17 protein-coding genes and 1 pseudogene are annotated in these 15,350 nt (G+C 39.9%); 3 read left to right on the top strand and 15 right to left on the bottom strand.

Translation table 11 applies throughout. The annotated features are described in order from the left end of the window. Window positions 1-152: 152 nt before the first annotated feature. The 3 genes from frr to ACERC6_RS03305 form a co-directional block, all read right to left on the bottom strand. The gene (gene frr / locus ACERC6_RS03315) at window positions 153-707 is read right to left on the bottom strand and encodes a ribosome recycling factor (protein WP_284672898.1); all 555 of its coding nucleotides are present in this window, start codon (window positions 705-707) and stop codon (window positions 153-155) included. 59 nt (window positions 708-766) lie between these two features. After that, window positions 767-1,492 (bottom strand): UMP kinase, encoded by a 726-nt coding sequence (gene pyrH, locus ACERC6_RS03310; RefSeq protein ID WP_373628540.1) that lies wholly within the window; start codon window positions 1,490-1,492, stop codon window positions 767-769. Window positions 1,493-1,843: 351 nt separating this feature from the next. After that, a complete protein-coding gene (locus tag ACERC6_RS03305; protein ID WP_373628539.1) occupies window positions 1,844-3,289 on the bottom strand; it encodes a DASS family sodium-coupled anion symporter in 1,446 nt (481 codons plus the stop codon). Between the two features lie 251 nt (window positions 3,290-3,540). Here ACERC6_RS03305 and xseB point away from each other — a divergent pair, with 251 nt between their 5' ends. Beyond that, window positions 3,541-3,753, top strand: coding sequence for an exodeoxyribonuclease VII small subunit (gene xseB / locus ACERC6_RS03300; protein WP_284672901.1), 213 nt, complete (start codon window positions 3,541-3,543; stop codon window positions 3,751-3,753). Between the two features lie 86 nt (window positions 3,754-3,839). Here xseB and pncB read toward each other — a convergent pair whose 3' ends face one another. Next, window positions 3,840-5,045, bottom strand: a complete 1,206-nt coding sequence (gene pncB / locus ACERC6_RS03295; RefSeq protein ID WP_373628537.1) for a nicotinate phosphoribosyltransferase — start codon at window positions 5,043-5,045, stop codon at window positions 3,840-3,842. Window positions 5,046-5,322: 277 nt separating this feature from the next. On the opposite strand from pncB, the gene lipB reads away from it, so the two are divergent. Continuing rightward, complete coding sequence (gene lipB / locus ACERC6_RS03290) at window positions 5,323-6,045, top strand: lipoyl(octanoyl) transferase LipB (RefSeq protein WP_373628536.1); 723 nt, start codon at window positions 5,323-5,325, stop codon at window positions 6,043-6,045. 62 nt (window positions 6,046-6,107) lie between these two features. Further along, on the top strand, window positions 6,108-6,644 hold the full coding sequence (locus ACERC6_RS03285; protein ID WP_284672904.1) for an inorganic diphosphatase: 537 nt from the start codon (window positions 6,108-6,110) through the stop codon (window positions 6,642-6,644). A 70-nt stretch (window positions 6,645-6,714) separates the two neighbouring features. On the opposite strand, the gene ACERC6_RS03280 is transcribed toward ACERC6_RS03285, so the two are convergent. From ACERC6_RS03280 to ACERC6_RS03230, 11 genes and pseudogenes are all read right to left on the bottom strand, one after another. Beyond that, a complete protein-coding gene (locus ACERC6_RS03280; RefSeq protein WP_284672905.1) occupies window positions 6,715-7,422 on the bottom strand; it encodes a YoaK family protein in 708 nt (235 codons plus the stop codon). 126 nt (window positions 7,423-7,548) lie between these two features. After that, window positions 7,549-8,370, bottom strand: coding sequence for an enoyl-ACP reductase (locus ACERC6_RS03275; RefSeq protein ID WP_373628534.1), 822 nt, complete (start codon window positions 8,368-8,370; stop codon window positions 7,549-7,551). Window positions 8,371-8,574: 204 nt separating this feature from the next. Further along, the gene (locus ACERC6_RS03270) at window positions 8,575-9,873 is read right to left on the bottom strand and encodes a DUF3100 domain-containing protein (RefSeq protein ID WP_284672907.1); all 1,299 of its coding nucleotides are present in this window, start codon (window positions 9,871-9,873) and stop codon (window positions 8,575-8,577) included. A gap of 43 nt (window positions 9,874-9,916) precedes the next feature. Beyond that, entirely contained in the window at window positions 9,917-11,077 is a 1,161-nt protein-coding gene (locus ACERC6_RS03265) for a M20 aminoacylase family protein (RefSeq protein ID WP_284672908.1), read from the bottom strand. Between the two features lie 530 nt (window positions 11,078-11,607). Continuing rightward, window positions 11,608-11,733: pseudogene (locus ACERC6_RS03260) on the bottom strand (hypothetical protein); the annotation flags it as partial. A gap of 76 nt (window positions 11,734-11,809) precedes the next feature. Continuing rightward, entirely contained in the window at window positions 11,810-12,331 is a 522-nt protein-coding gene (locus ACERC6_RS03255) for a hypothetical protein (protein WP_373628533.1), read from the bottom strand. 3 nt (window positions 12,332-12,334) lie between these two features. After that, window positions 12,335-12,961: a hypothetical protein gene (locus tag ACERC6_RS03250; protein WP_373630503.1), complete on the bottom strand. Its 627-nt coding sequence runs from the start codon at window positions 12,959-12,961 to the stop codon at window positions 12,335-12,337. A gap of 354 nt (window positions 12,962-13,315) precedes the next feature. After that, window positions 13,316-13,882: a hypothetical protein gene (locus ACERC6_RS03245; protein WP_373628532.1), complete on the bottom strand. Its 567-nt coding sequence runs from the start codon at window positions 13,880-13,882 to the stop codon at window positions 13,316-13,318. After that, window positions 13,869-14,357, bottom strand: coding sequence for a hypothetical protein (locus tag ACERC6_RS03240; protein ID WP_373628531.1), 489 nt, complete (start codon window positions 14,355-14,357; stop codon window positions 13,869-13,871). The genes ACERC6_RS03245 and ACERC6_RS03240 overlap by 14 nt, the downstream gene beginning before the upstream one ends. A gap of 12 nt (window positions 14,358-14,369) precedes the next feature. Further along, complete coding sequence (locus tag ACERC6_RS03235; RefSeq protein WP_373628530.1) at window positions 14,370-14,873, bottom strand: VENN motif pre-toxin domain-containing protein; 504 nt, start codon at window positions 14,871-14,873, stop codon at window positions 14,370-14,372. 102 nt (window positions 14,874-14,975) lie between these two features. Next, window positions 14,976-15,347: a hypothetical protein gene (locus tag ACERC6_RS03230; RefSeq protein ID WP_373628529.1), complete on the bottom strand. Its 372-nt coding sequence runs from the start codon at window positions 15,345-15,347 to the stop codon at window positions 14,976-14,978. Between the last annotated feature and the right edge of the window lie 3 nt (window positions 15,348-15,350).

Raw genomic sequence — 15,350 nt, 5'->3', positions numbered from 1 at the left:
TTAATCTTCGAGAAAAATTATCAAAAACTTAATAATAACAAAGACTTACAACATAATCTCAAAATTACTCAAATTTTGAAACTTGCGTAAGTCTTTTTTTGACCTAAAGTCTATTCATCAGAATAAAGCCAGTCTAGGGCATGACCGAACAATCACACTTCCATCAGTTCGTTTTCTTTTTTTGACAGGCGAGCATCAATGGTTTTAATGAACTCATCGGTAAGTTTTTGAATGTCGTCAGCAGCACGACGCTCATCATCTTCTGAGATTTCTTTATCTTTGACCAAATTTTTTATGTCGCCAAGCATATCACGGCGGATATTACGCACTGACACACGAGCCGACTCAGCATCAGCACGAGCGATTTTTTGCATATCACGGCGAGTTTCTTCAGTTAAAGCAGGCATTGGTACACGAATCACATCAGCAGTCATTGGGTTTAGACCCAAATCCGCCTCACGAATCGCCTTATCCACTGCCTGCACCATAGAGCGATCAAATGGCTGCACCAATAGCGTGCGACTGTCTTCAACATTGATGCTAGCAACTTGGTTTAATGGCATATCAGAGCCATAGTAGCTAACCATCACACCTGATAATACACCAGGGTGAGCACGACCTGTACGCAACTTAGCAAAGGCATTCTCTAGTGCTTCTAGTGATTTTTGCATACGGCTTTCGCCGTCTTTTTTAATATCGTTAATCATATATATTCCTTAATTATTACTCAAATAAGTAAAACCTAAAAAGTTATTTATACAACCAATCAGTGATAGACACGAGTACCTTCTTTTTCGCCCATCACCACATTTAACAGTGCGTTTGATTTATTCATATCAAAGACTTGCAATGGCACATTATGTTCACGACATAAAGCAATAGCAGTCAAATCCATCACACCAAGTTTTCTTTCAAGCACCTCATCAAAAGACAAGCTGTCATATTTTACAGCGTCCTCATGAATGCTTGGATCTTTGTCATATACACCATCAACTTTGGTCGCCTTTAGGATAAGACCTGCTTCAATCTCAATACCACGCAAGCAAGCAGCCGTATCGGTGGTAAAAAATGGATTGCCTGTACCAGCAACGAAGATACACACCTCACCATTATTAAGATGGCGAATCGCCTCACGACTAGAATACGGCTCACCAATCGTTGAGATGGTTAGGGCTGACATCAAGCGTGTCTTGATATTACGACGCACTAAAGCATCACGCATGGCAAGACCATTCATCACGGTAGCCAACATACCCATTTGGTCGCCTGTAACACGACCAACCAAGCCTTGTTTTTGTAGGGTGCTACCACGATACAAGTTACCGCCACCAACAACGATGCCCACTTGCACACCCAAGCCACGCAAATGAGCGATAGAAAGGCTCATCTTATCAAGAATATCAGCATCAATACCCATATCACGACCGCCCGCCAACGCTTCGCCAGAGAGCTTTAATAGAATACGAGAAAACTTTGGATTTTTATCAGACATAACAACCAACCTTGATGAATATTGATTTAGCATGAATAAGACAAGAATGTCTGTCTCTTAAAAGTCATGGATAAATTTTTATAATTTTATCACATTTTTTATTGGATTTGATAATTTTCTTTCACAAACAATGAACAGACCGTCATTAAACTGACCATCTTAAAAGTCAACCTGACAAATCCATCAATCACTGAACGGCATTTTGCTAGCACACTTGAACACTTTTAAGTGCAAATGAACCCACTTGACTGCACAAATCATACCACCATCTAAAAACACTACCCAATAATAAAACAAAAAACACTCCTGCTACAGAGTGTTTTTTGTTCAAAACAACTGATAAACAAAAAGTTACATCCAAAGTAGATATGCCATAACGGTAACAATGACGACCGCAACAAGGTTTAATATAAACCCAACCTTCATCATATCGCCCTGCTTAACATGACCTGTACCCATGACAATGGCATTCGGCGGTGTTGCAACAGGCATCATAAAGGCACATGATGCACCAATGCCAATCACCATCACCAACACCTCTTTGGGCAATCCAAGTACTGCACCAATCGGTGCAAATAATGGCACAAGCAGTGCAGCTGATGCAGTATTGCTGGTAAACTCTGTCAAAAAAATGATGAATGTAGCCACCACCAAAATAACCACCAAGGCGGGAGCACCCGCTAACACACCTGAAATCTGCTCCGCCAATGCCGCTGAAGCACCTGTATTTTTCATAATATTAGACAAAGCAATACCACCACCAAACAGCATGAGTACGCCCCAGTCGGTGTTGTCAGATACCTGTTTCCAATTCACCAAACCCAACATCAATACCGCCACAGCTGCAAATAGTGCAATCACGGTATCAGGTGATTTAAAGCCAAAAGCAGTGCCAAGTTGTTTACCAAAAATCCAGCACACTGCGGTAATTAAAAATACAACAATCGTCAAAATCCGAGATGTCGTCCAAGGAATGTCTTCATGTTCCATGCTGACCTTTTGACTTAAATTTGGGCGAAGAACAAAATACATGGCAACAAGTAGCACTGGTAGCATAACCATCATCACAGGCAAGCCAAATTTCATCCAGCCAATAAAATCCAGACCTAATTCTTTGGCAGCGATGCCATTTGGTGGTGAGCCAATAAAAGTACCGATACCGCCGATAGATGCTGAATAAGCAATGCCCAAAAGTACAAAAATAAAGGTATTTCTATCTTTTTTAGCATCAACATGGCTTAATAAACCAATCGCCAAAGGTAGCATCATTGCTGCTGTGGCAGTATTACTAATCCACATAGACAAAAGACCAGTGGCAGCAAAAATCAATGTAATCGCCCAGCCTAGATGACCCTGAGCTAAGTTTACAATACTAAAAGCAATCTTACGGTCCAGCTTCTGCACATGAAGGGCTGCTGCTAAAGCAAAACCACCAAAAAACACAAAAATAATCGGATCAGCAAAACTGATTAAAGCCGCTTTGGTATCAAACTCTGGAATGCCTATAAACAATGCCAAAAGCGGAACCAAAATTGCTGTTGCTGTGATGTGAATGGCTTCAGTCAACCAAAGAATACCAACAAAGATGGCAAGCCCTAAGCCCTTGTTTGTCAAAGGCTCAAAAGGTAGCCAGCTGGTTGCTGAAAAATAAGCGATGATTGCCGCAATCACAGTAATAACAAGCCCTTTGACCACATCAGGACGCACCGCACCTGATGGCGGAGTTTGGTCATCATTGTGCTGATAATCTGTTCTAAGAGAAAAATCGGTCTCTTTTTCTTGGGTTGATTGAACCATAGAATACACCTTTGGAAAATGGCCACAGACACACTATTGCCGGCACATCTATGGCTTTGTTTACCATCTTTGTCATCATGCAATATGACTGTCATGACAAAGACACTTATCAACAACATAATAACACACCGTTTATAATTAGCAAAAGAATTTACCACAACTTGCGTTATTTTCGCAAAACCAACTCTTAACAAATCATACAATATCCTTTACAATAACCATTTAACGAACAGCGAACAGCAGAGCAACCCATGACAAGCCCAACTACTTTTAAAGACGCTTATCAAACCCTAAAGACCAATGCCAAAAACCTTGAGCAGGCAGATGAGCTAGACATCGACAATCTAATAACCACCATAGAAGAATCCATTGTCGCCTATAAAGTCTGTCAAGAGCGAATACAGGCGGTAGAGCAAGCATTAGCACAAGCCTTTGATGATGAGCTAGGTATTGCAGACGAATAGCTCCTTTAACCGCCCAACTCATCAAAAAACCCTAGCAAAGCAGACCACTTGCTAGGGTTTTTAAGATTATAGATTGATGGTTGGGTTTATGACTGCACACCAAAAACTTTCTTTAGATACGCCAAATAAGTATCATCATCAATCATTGTTTTGCCAGGGCTATCAGAGAGCTTGGCGACAGGCTGACCGTTACACTCAACAAGTTTTAACACGATATTAAGCTGGGTTAGACCCATGTCATTGGTCAGATTAGTGCCGATACCAAAACCTGTCTTAATGCGAGTTTTAAAATACTCGTGAAGCTCCCACGCTTTTTGTAGTGTCAGTCCATCACTAAAAGTTAAAGTTTTGGTTTTTGGGTCAATTTTTAGACTTTCGTAATGAGCAATCGCCTTATCACCCCATTCATACGGATCGCCTGAATCATGACGCAGCCCATCAAACAGCTTAGCAAAATACAAATCAAAATCACGCAAGAACGCATCCATGCCCACCACATCAGTTAAAGCAATGCCCAAATCCCCTCGATACTCACGCACCCACGACTCAAGTGCCGCCTTTTGACTGTCTCGCAGGCGAACATCTAAGGCTTGAAATGCCTGCATGAATTCATGAGCCATCGTACCGATTGGGGTTAGGTTCAGCTCTTTGGCAAGGTACACATTGGAAGTGCCTTTAAAAATACTCGGAGAAGCTTTGGCAAGCGTACGAACCACATGGTATTGCCACTCCTTTGAATAACGCCGTCTTGTGCCAAAATCCACCACGGCAAATTCAGGATTGTGTATGTCTGAGCGTTGCAACATTTCATAATGTTTAATCATGCTCACTTTTTCATCAAGGCGTCTTTGTCCTTCGTTTCGAACATGTTCATTATCAAGTCTTTGATAATACAGCTCATTAACAATCGATAGCACAAAAATCTCAAAGAACATCGCTTGAATCATCGCCCCTTCTATCTTAATATGCAGATGATTATCATCATCAGTAGACACTGTGATAAAACGGCGTTTTAATTGAAATAATTCTAGATAATCAACAAAATCAGGCTTGATAAAGCGTAAATCTCTAAGATAATCCAATTCATCTTGCTTGAATTTTAATTCGCATAATGCATCAAGCTGAGCTTCTAGGTCGTCTTTAATGTCTGCCACAGGATAGGCTGTATCGTCATTATTACGACAGCGGAACTGATATACACCATGCGTCTGAGGGAACTGATGCAGCATTGCTTGAAGCATGGTGAATTTGTATAAGTCATTATCCAGTAAAGAGGTGATAATTGGCTTCATGAGTGTTATAAAATAATGAAAGAAAATGATTCATCATACCCCATTTTCACCAAAAAGTCGTCTTATTTTTGAGATAGTTGCATAAAATCTTACAGAAATTTACCAAACTTTTCAAGCACTGCATCAATCTTTGTGTATATTGGCACTTTCTTCAGCCCATTTTTTAATCCAAAGTTGGATTTATTAAGTCCTTGCGATGGTTTAAATCATGGTTTTATCCATCATTTTGCTCTTTTGTGCTATAATAATAAAATTGGTAGTGCATCGGAAAAAAATAATGACCAGTCTTAAACTTAACGATTTTTCGCCACCAGAAGTCCCTGAATTTCTAATCAAAACCCTATCCAACACCGAGTATACCGACATACATACAGCAATGCTTGAGCGAACCCTTGTGAAGATTGATGCCAAAAAACAAAGCACGCCTATCTGTGATGAACTGTGGCTGGTGGAACATGATGATGTCTATACACTTGGGCAGGCAGGCAAAAAAGAACACATTCTTTATGATAACGGCACACCCATCATTCATACCGACCGTGGCGGTCAGGTAACTTGGCATGGAACAGGTCAGCTTACCGTCTATTTCTTGTGGGATTTGCACGCCATTGGCTTTAGCGTGCGAGATTTGGTCAGTCATGCCGAACAAGCCATTGAAGACATCGTCAACGACTATCTGCCCAATGCTCTGGTTGCTCGTGCCAGACGAGATGCTCCTGGAGTATATATTTATAATTCTAATGGCGATATGTTAGGTAAAATCGCAAGTTTGGGCTTTAAAATTAAGCACGGACACAGCTATCATGGCATCGCCATCAACCTAACAAACGATTTATCCGCCTTTAATGCCATCAATCCTTGTGGCTATGCTGGCATGACGATGGTTAAACTTGAGCAGTTTGGTCAATTTAACAGTAATCAAACGCACGAACTTATTCTCAAATTCATACACAATCTACAAAAAAGGCATGAAGGCGAGATTGCACTTAGAGCCATTTAATATTACAATGGCTTCGTTTTTTATATTACTTTTCACTTAGTAAACCCAATTGGAGAATATCAATGGTAGATTTTAACAAAATTCTAGACGCAGGCGATGTTGATGGTGGCAAAATCAATGTCGTGGTGGAAATCCCAACAGGCTCTAACCACAAAATCGAGTGGAACCGTGAATTAGCCTGCTTTGAGCTTGACCGTGTTGAGCCCATTTCCTTTGCCAAACCTTGCAATTATGGTTTTATTCCGCAAACCTTAGATGAAGACGGAGATGAGTTAGACGCACTGATTTTAACCGAACAACCATTAACAACTGGTATTTTCTTAAAGGCTAAAGTCATTGGTGTGATGAAATTCGTTGATGATGGCGAAGTGGACGACAAAATTATTGTTGTACCAGCAGACGACCGCAACAACGGCAACGCTTATAACAGCCTAGAAGACCTACCAAACCAACTCATCAAACAGCTAGAATTCCATTTTAACCACTACAAGGACCTAAAAAAAGCTGGCACTACTAAAGTGGAAGGTTTCTTTGGTATTGATGAAGCCAAAGCGGTCATTAAAGAAAGTCAAAAACGCTGGATAGACAGTACTCAATAAAAAATAATCATCACTCATTGATGATGCATATAAAAATAGTCCACTTTTGGACTATTTTTATTGGCTGTATTTAGGGGTTGTTTTTTGATTGAAACACTCTTGTTAGATAAACCATCACACAGTCGTACCACTTTTCCATATGCCGATAGCTCACCGCTGCCACAAAGATAATGACCATCGGTAGTAGCATAGAAAAATACCCAACCTTACGATACAGCACCACCGCCATAAAACCACCCACAACAAAACTCCACCACAAGGCACTTAGCACAATCACTCGGCTAAACTTTACCTTGCGATCAGCCAGCCAATGACCGACCATCGCCCCCAAATCTGAAGTCGTACCGGTCAGATGTGTGGTGCGAATTACCGTGCCATGATAGGTTGTTACCATAGAATTTTGTAATCCGCACGCCATTGCAATCATCATTTGTCCAAAATCACTGTCATTCATGTACAATGCCAAACTTAATGCCAACAAAGCAACCTCAAGGTACATTGCCAAACCATAGTTACGATTGATGTGCAACTCACTACCACCAACGATAAAACCGCTTAGTACAGAGCCTGCCCAAAATGACGCAATTGAAATCAAAAACAGCTTCATGTTTGGCCAATCGGCAGACAAAGCTGCCACCGCCAAAGCACTGACATTACCCGTCACATGCGATGCCGAAATGTGCGTAAAGCCCATGAGTGCAGTGGTGTTTAGTACCCCTGCACAAAACGCCAGCACCACCGCACCACAGAGTACCCAACTTGGAATTTTATCCATCATTAAAACAGTAACAACAAAAACAATGTATCATTTTAATCATTTTTTAATAAAAATAAAAGCACAAAACTCATCATTGGTCTTGTGCTTTTATCATTACCAAAAAAATGGTCAATTCAGTGAAATGATTTATTCATCATCACCTGTCATCGCCATGATTTGCTCGCTAATGGCAACTGTATTAAAACCTGCGTCCACAAATAAGATTTCACCTGTTATGCCACTTGCCCAAGGCGACAATAAAAATAGTGCGGCATTACCCACCTCTTGCTGACTGACATTGCGTTGCAGTGGAGCGATTTTTTCACTGACATCGAGCATACGGCGAAATGATTTAATACCGCTTGCTGCCAATGTGCGAATTGGACCAGCACTGATGGCATTAACACGGATGCCTTGAGCACCTAATGAGCTAGCAAGATAACGCACTGACGCCTCAAGGCTTGCCTTTGCCATACCCATCACATTATAATTTGGTAATACAGAAATACTACCTTCGTAAGTTAGGGTGAGTAGCGAGCCTTTGCGAGCCGTCAATAGCTCACGCCCTGCCTTGGCTAGAGCCACAAAGCTATAACTTGAGATGTCATGAGCGATGCTCGAGCCTTCACGAGTGGTCGCTGTGGTAAAATCACCATCTAGCTGGTCAGCAGGAGCAAAGCCAATGGCGTGTACAATACCATTTACACCCCCATCTTCGCCCTGACCCCAAATTTTGGTAATCTTATCAAAGCAAGCACGGATAGATTCATCAGATGCCACATCACACTCAATGACTGCTGTCGCACTGAATACTTCTGCTGCCATCTCAACACGCTTTTTAATCTTATCATTAGGATAAGTAAAAATTAGATCCGCACCCTCACGGTGCAGACTTTCAGCAATCGCCCAAGCGATAGATAGCTTGCTTGCGATACCTGTTACAACAAAACGCTGACCCTTTAATAGCATAATCACCCCTAACAGTTATGGTAAAAGTTTTGATAATCTTTATAAATTATAGCATGATTTTAAAGAAATGGCTAAAATTTAGTACAAATGTAAACTTTTTTATGGTGTTGGGGTATAAAAGCAAGCTCAATCTTATTAGGGCGGCAGCTTTTTTAATACCAAATCAAAAATAAACATTCCAATAGTTTATAACTACTCAGACATTTACAACATCCAGTCTGCGATAGCAACCGAACCAAGATAAGTACCTGTAAAGGTCAATAAAGCAATAATAGCGATTTTAACACCAGATTTCTTAAACAGGGCTACTTCAGATTGAGAAATAGCAATCCCTGCATAAGCAAGCGTAGGGGTAATGAGTGGCAGTAATCCAAGTTTATCAGTAGCTGCTATGACATAATCTGCCATTGGCATGGCTGGCAAAGCAACAAGAATCGCCACAATAGATACCCATGCAATACTTGGTACGCCCAGCGGAATTACTTTTTTGATAAGTATGCCTACTACACAGCACGCAAACAAAATCATCATGCCAGGCAGGGCAACAAATAGGTCATTGTTCGTACCAACCCAATTTACAACGAGCAATAACACACAAATAAAAGCAAGGGATTGAATGAGTACAGATGTAGCAACCTTAATCTCCTCACCATCGTCCATACTCACACAATCATTAATATGTTCAGCATTTAGCACATGGGTTTTTCTAAATTTTGCAATCACCTTGTACAGCCATTCAGCAAAAGGTAACGCCACAAACACTGAAACAAACAATCCAGTTGCATAAGTTAGTAGATTACTACTGGCAGCAAAGGCAATGATATCCTCTTTGTGTTCAGGCAGTAATTCAGCCAACGCAGTTGAACAAGCTCCCATCATACTACCAGACCCCACACCACAGGCCATCGCCAATGCTCGCACATCAAATACACCCCATGATGCTATCACACCTGCCATCAACGAAAAATAAATCGCTCCAAACAGCGTACCCATAACATATACGCCCATTACACCAATTCCCTCAGGAGTCTTTAAACCAAATCTGTCCGCTATTAAGGCAATATTTGGCTCTCTTGCGATGGAATGTGTTGCCCCAATAGCTTCACGTCCCATACCAAACGCCAATACAGCTATGGGCAAGGCAAATAAAACCGTCGCCACATTGCCAATTTCCTGCAATAAAAGAGCGGGTCCTGCAGCAATAATTTCATTGACTTTGGGGCCGATACCTACGGCAAACTTAGCAATAAAAGGCATAAGACAAATTAAAATCCATTGGCTTGCTACCGCATTACTTTGATCACCCAGTACTCGCCCCGCAATACCAATAATGTTTTTGTTAAAAAATATTGCCATTAAAAAAGCATATAATAGTGGTAGTAATATTATAGTACCGATACCGATATCAAACTTCACAATACCAATATACTCAGAAACACAAGCTAAAGAAATCACAATCAAATGCAGTCGCCAATCAAGCAGGTTTTTTAATGAAAGATTCACAATACAGTCCTTTGGTTATCAAATATTTAAAAAGCTCTACAGTCTACATTTTTAGAGTTTGCTCCACCAAACCTACCCATAGTTTTATACCAACACCTACTGCATTGTCATTAAAATCATAATAGGGGTTGTGTAAGGGAACGGAGGGCCTATTTGGTTCATCCACACCCAACCAAATATAGGCACCTTTTTTAGCATTCAACATAAAAGAAAAATCCTCCGATGCCATAGTTGGTGGCACATTATCTATTACCTTGTCCGCACCAAATATACAGCGTGCAATCTCCCTAACATGAGCGGCACAACTAGCATCATTAATGGTTGCAGGATAACGCTCTTGGTAATTGATATTCCCTTTAACTCCGTACAAAATAGACAACTTGTCCACACATTCACATAAGCGATGTTTGATTTTTAAACGAGTATATTCATTAAAGGATCGAACCGTCCCTTTTAATGTAACACATTCTGGAATGATATTGTAGGTATCTCCCCCTGAGATTTGCGTGATGCTTAGTACAGCTGGATCTAAAGGGGATATCTCTCGTGAAACAATAGATTGAATAATGGCAATGAATTGGGCTGCCGCCAAGATAGGGTCCTTGCCATTTTCTGGCATAGCAGCATGCGTACCTACACCCTGCAGCGTGATGTCAAAAATATCAAAAGATGCCATCATCGCACCATCATTAACACAAATATCGCCAAGAGACCTACCTGGCCAATTATGCAACCCATAAATCTCGTCAATGGCAAAATTATCAAATAAACCCTCGCTTACCATAGCAAGACCTCCACCCAAATTCTCCTCAGCAGGCTGAAAGATGAAATACACCGTGCCATTAAAGATACCATGCTCCGCTAAATACTTTGCTGCACCAAGTAAAATAGCAGTATGTCCGTCATGGCCACAGGCATGCATTTTTCCAGCCTGCTGCGATACATGATCGAAGTCATTCAACTCTTGCATAGGCAAAGCATCCATATCAGCACGAATACCGATACTACGACCACTATCCCCCTTAGTTAGTACACCAACCACACCTGTGCCACCCAAGCCTGTATAAACCTTGACACCACAATCCGACAAGATATCTGCCACTACAGCCGAGGTATTATGTTCCTCAAATCCCAGCTCTGGATTTTGATGCAGGTATCGTCTCCATTTAATAGCCTGACTAGTAATATTATTTAGGATATTCATACAACCACCTTACACATTTATATAAAGTTTAACCTTATTGTGTGTTGCAGCCAAATATCTCATCCCGACATTCCAAGTAACAACATAAGAGACATCAAACCCGATATATCCGCATCCTTTTTGGTTAAGGTAGTTCCTATAATAATCTCATGTTGTAAAACTCGATAAAGTCATTGATAGCAAAACTGATGATATAACCAAGCTACCCCCCCCAACCATGCAATTATAGCATTCACCAAAACATTTCACAAGCAACATTTCGCCTTAGTTTTCATTTCTGGTTTGTTGTTTTTATTGGATACAAGCTCACTTCAATCCATATTTACCATCAGCATTTACACTCGTTTCAATGCCACCTAGCTCAATTAATTTTAAAACATCAGTAGCCCTTTGATGAATACCCACCTTCTCATTCTCAGTTCATCAACATATTCATCACCCCTTCTCTTAAATCTTGTTCAAAAGCTATGCTTTTTAGTATTACCTCAATCAGAGTAGCACTGATTATATCAATCACAGTAATCCTTTATTTACTTACCCTTTAACCCATTCCACCTCACCGCCTCCTCTGCCATGCTTGCTGCTGTGTTGACATCTTCTTCGGCATAGACGGCGGTGATGGCGGCTAACAGTTTGGCTTGGTGGATGAGGGTGTCTTTTTGGGTTTGAGCTGTTAGTTATGGTCTCTTCATCTTACTGATAGATTATTAAATATAAGGTAAGTCTATTGTGCTACTCCAATGCACCACTATCCACAAGACTTGACTTACTCGAAAGAAGTTGGCGATAGTAGTGCTTGCGACAAATGCTGTCATCAGACCACCCGACGGAAACGGATAAAAAGTCTATGTCATCACGATATTTACCGTATTCATATACAGTTAGAGAAAACTGATTATAGCAATAAACTGAGTCATTTTTATTATTTTCAATCCATTGCCATTTCTGCTGGTTCTCTATATTTTTTAAAATCATCGACTTTTGTTGCAAGCCTATATTTTCATAGGAAATATGCATAGAGACAACCCCTTTTTTGTTGTAATGTGCTACTCTGCGTTCTTTTGGTAGGCCTTCTACGACTGGTGCTATCAAGCCTTCAATTTCATTCATTGATGGTCTGTCATTATCTGGGTGTGGCATGCCTGTGTCATAAGAAAATATTTGTAATCTGTACAAGTAAAAAATGAATATCCAAACAGCTGCCAATACAGTTATATTGAAATATTTTGTAATCTTATTAGAATTTAATATCATGGTTTACTGCATCCTAATTATTTTTAAAAAATCTTGCTTTCTCTCTTTGGTGAGTTTTACCATATTACCACCATTAAGACTAACCTGTGATGTTCCAAGTCCGTATGTTATGACAGTTTGCCTACCTTGTGTTCTTATCATGCCCCCACAACCAATATGACATACTTGTATGCCAACAGAACTGCCTTTGATGACATTATCAATTTGTTCTGACGACATATTTTTACCTACAACACTTCCGAAATTCACAGAGATGGCAAATCCTTGAGGTCTAGTAATTTTTCCATTAGATGAATTAATTGACTTTGCAAGCTCTTTAATGTTTAAATTGATGCCTATCTCTGGAACGGGCTTATAATCAAATTTTCCATTATTGTTTATTTTTTCCACACCAGAAATCCATACATTACCATTTTTGTTATTCATGATCGCCGTGTAGCTTATCGCACCAACACTAAAACTTGCAATAGTCATATCATTGTAATAATTATGAATGGCAGCTATATTGTCAGGTATCCGCTTTATTGCTTCGAGCATTTCTTTTGGATAATCCGGGTGATTAATCTCATCCCACTCGGTAATAAGTGCAACTTGTGCAGTGCTATTCCACCTCACCGCCTCCTCTGCCATGCTTGCTGCTGTGTTGACATCTTCTTCGGCATAGGCGGCGGTGATGGCAGCTAACAGTTTGGCTTGGTGGNGCGGCGGTGATGGCAGCTAACAGTTTGGCTTGGTGGATGAGGGTGTTTTTTTGGGTTTGGGTTAGGTTGTTTGGGTCATCGACTTGGTAGTCTGCCCATGTTTCTGCTATGGTAGCACCAATCATACCTGCATTGCAATCATTACCAGAGGCTTTGGCAGACAGACAGCCTGTGAGTCTATGTTCTGAACTACGCTTATAAAACCAAAAAATTCAATGAGTGGCATAGCTGAGTTGTGTTATCGCCAACTCAGTCCGTGAGTTTGAATAATATGAGGATTATTCTAGTGCAACTCGAACATATTTTTGAAATTTAAATATGTTATTTTATCTAGGTTATTTTCTGCCAAATGCCAGTTTTTATCGAAATGTTCAGGGTTGCTTATTAATGTTTTTTTGATCAAAAAAATAGCGTAATACCCATCAAATATCACTGAATAAAAATTTTTACATTTATCCATTAAGGCATAAGATCCATTTTGCATCTGAATAAAAGAGGAAGAAATATGCTGCAAGACACTAATATCAAAATAAGTCTTTATCATCATTGGTGGATCATACTCAAAAATAATTTTTTTTGAATCGTAGTAATCCCAAGGATAGCAAAATAACTCATTTTTATGGTGAATTGAATTGAATAATAAATGCAGCAAATCAAAGTTTGGATACTGATTGTATTGGCAGAAATCTACAAAATAGTAATACCCTGTAAAATCTTTTAATAGTTGCTCTTTCTGATGAAATTTTGGAAATGCATCAACAATGTTATGAATTGTGGCAATATTTATTGTTCCATAACAATCCCTCAATGGGTCATCATGATTAATCCAAGGATGATCAAGGTGTGTCATATCTAATCTCCATAACTTTATCACCATTTGATTTTTGTATCTCTATTGTCATAGGACCTGTACTACTTGGTCTCTTTATTAATTTCGTGCCATCATTTAACCGAACTACTGTCACTCTGTTATTTTGAGTAATGACCGTTCCATTAGTACTAAGCCAGGCAAAGTCTAAATCTCTACTCCGTCCTGATTTCTGGGTATAGTTGGTTACACCGCTACCTTTAGATGTATTTTGTGAAGTTTCCAAGATTTTATCAATTCTGGTTAATGTTGCTTGACTGACACCTTGAAATCTCGGAGATCGATTAATAGAGCTTGTATTGCCAGTTCGATCGATATCATTACTTCCAGCTATTTTTCTACCTTGACCTTGCACCCCAAGTCTCCCCAGATCCGCAACACCTGCCATGCCAGCAACGATATAGGGAATGCCTTTATTCTTGATCGCATCCCAACTGCCATGCAAATAAGTATGCATGATTATTTCCATCTACTGCAAGAACATCTCATCGCCACCATAAGAGATGGCGTAATAATCTCTGGCAGTTCTTAATACTCTTTGACAATTTGCATCGTCAGTGCCACACTGGGAAGCGTGGTTATTATAAATGCCATCAATCCTGTTTTCCCAATCAATGATTTGTGCATTTGATAAACCAGCATTATTCTTATAACTAATATTTTTCCATTTAGATAAAATGTTTTGACAGCTGGCTTGGTTGTGGTTTTGACCACAATGTATTTTGTACTCTTCCCGAAATTTTAAATCTTCATCTTTACCAAAACCTAAAATTCTTCGAGACAGCCCATTCCACCTCACCGCCTCCTCTGCCATGCTTGCTGCTGTGTTGACATCTTCCCCAGCATAAGCGGCGGTGATGGCGGCTAACAGTTTGGCTTGGTGGATGAGGGTGTTTTTTTGGGTTTGGGTTAGGTTGTTTGGGTCATCGACTTGGTAGTCTGCCCATGTTTCTGCTATGGTAGCACCAATCATACCTGCATTGCAATCATTACCAGAGGCTTTGGCAGACAGACAGCCTGTGAGGTGACAGGGTAAAGTCAGTTTATCATATCATTACCTTATCTTACTAAGAATTCAACTACCGTAATAATTACCATCATCTTGACGCCATAGGACAGCCGGAGCTGTGATATAAAAATACAAATTAACATCTTCATCAAGTTCGTCAGTAGCATCTTTAGGGAAATTATCCTTAAGATAGGCAACAATTTCATCTGATGATATATCCCAAATATCATATCCTTCATACCAAAGATGATTTGGTGGTATAAATTTAATAATTGCATCATCTAGTCCATCTTTAATCAGTAGAAAAAATATTTCTTTTTGTTGTTCAAAAGAAATATTAGGGTAGTAACCTGAAATATTATAAAATAAAGCTGACAGCCATAGGTTTTTGGCATCATCAAACATTTGTCTTTCATCTTCTTCGGTTAGTGTAACCATATT

It is taken from the genome of Moraxella sp. E33BD, assembly GCF_041807865.1.
In the GTDB taxonomy this organism is placed as follows: domain Bacteria; phylum Pseudomonadota; class Gammaproteobacteria; order Pseudomonadales; family Moraxellaceae; genus Moraxella; species Moraxella haemolytica.
The sequence above is the reverse complement of the archived record's forward strand: the minus strand, read 5'-3'. Positions and strand labels throughout refer to the sequence as shown.

What these genes read in the sequence shown, in the direction of transcription:
- frr (WP_284672898.1), bottom strand. Translation starts at nt 707, where the DNA reads ATGATTAACGATATTAAAAAAGACGGCGAAAGCCGTATGCAAAAATCA.
- pyrH (WP_373628540.1), bottom strand. Translation starts at nt 1,492, where the DNA reads ATGTCTGATAAAAATCCAAAGTTTTCTCGTATTCTATTAAAGCTCTCT.
- ACERC6_RS03305 (WP_373628539.1), bottom strand. Translation starts at nt 3,289, where the DNA reads ATGGTTCAATCAACCCAAGAAAAAGAGACCGATTTTTCTCTTAGAACA.
- xseB (WP_284672901.1), top strand. Translation starts at nt 3,541, where the DNA reads ATGACAAGCCCAACTACTTTTAAAGACGCTTATCAAACCCTAAAGACC.
- pncB (WP_373628537.1), bottom strand. Translation starts at nt 5,045, where the DNA reads ATGAAGCCAATTATCACCTCTTTACTGGATAATGACTTATACAAATTC.
- lipB (WP_373628536.1), top strand. Translation starts at nt 5,323, where the DNA reads ATGACCAGTCTTAAACTTAACGATTTTTCGCCACCAGAAGTCCCTGAA.
- ACERC6_RS03285 (WP_284672904.1), top strand. Translation starts at nt 6,108, where the DNA reads ATGGTAGATTTTAACAAAATTCTAGACGCAGGCGATGTTGATGGTGGC.
- ACERC6_RS03280 (WP_284672905.1), bottom strand. Translation starts at nt 7,422, where the DNA reads ATGATGGATAAAATTCCAAGTTGGGTACTCTGTGGTGCGGTGGTGCTG.
- ACERC6_RS03275 (WP_373628534.1), bottom strand. Translation starts at nt 8,370, where the DNA reads ATGCTATTAAAGGGTCAGCGTTTTGTTGTAACAGGTATCGCAAGCAAG.
- ACERC6_RS03265 (WP_284672908.1), bottom strand. Translation starts at nt 11,077, where the DNA reads ATGAATATCCTAAATAATATTACTAGTCAGGCTATTAAATGGAGACGA.
- ACERC6_RS03255 (WP_373628533.1), bottom strand. Translation starts at nt 12,331, where the DNA reads ATGATATTAAATTCTAATAAGATTACAAAATATTTCAATATAACTGTA.
- ACERC6_RS03250 (WP_373630503.1), bottom strand. Translation starts at nt 12,961, where the DNA reads ATGGCAGAGGAGGCGGTGAGGTGGAATAGCACTGCACAAGTTGCACTT.
- ACERC6_RS03245 (WP_373628532.1), bottom strand. Translation starts at nt 13,882, where the DNA reads ATGACACACCTTGATCATCCTTGGATTAATCATGATGACCCATTGAGG.
- ACERC6_RS03240 (WP_373628531.1), bottom strand. Translation starts at nt 14,357, where the DNA reads ATGCATACTTATTTGCATGGCAGTTGGGATGCGATCAAGAATAAAGGC.
- ACERC6_RS03235 (WP_373628530.1), bottom strand. Translation starts at nt 14,873, where the DNA reads ATGATTGGTGCTACCATAGCAGAAACATGGGCAGACTACCAAGTCGAT.
- ACERC6_RS03230 (WP_373628529.1), bottom strand. Translation starts at nt 15,347, where the DNA reads ATGGTTACACTAACCGAAGAAGATGAAAGACAAATGTTTGATGATGCC.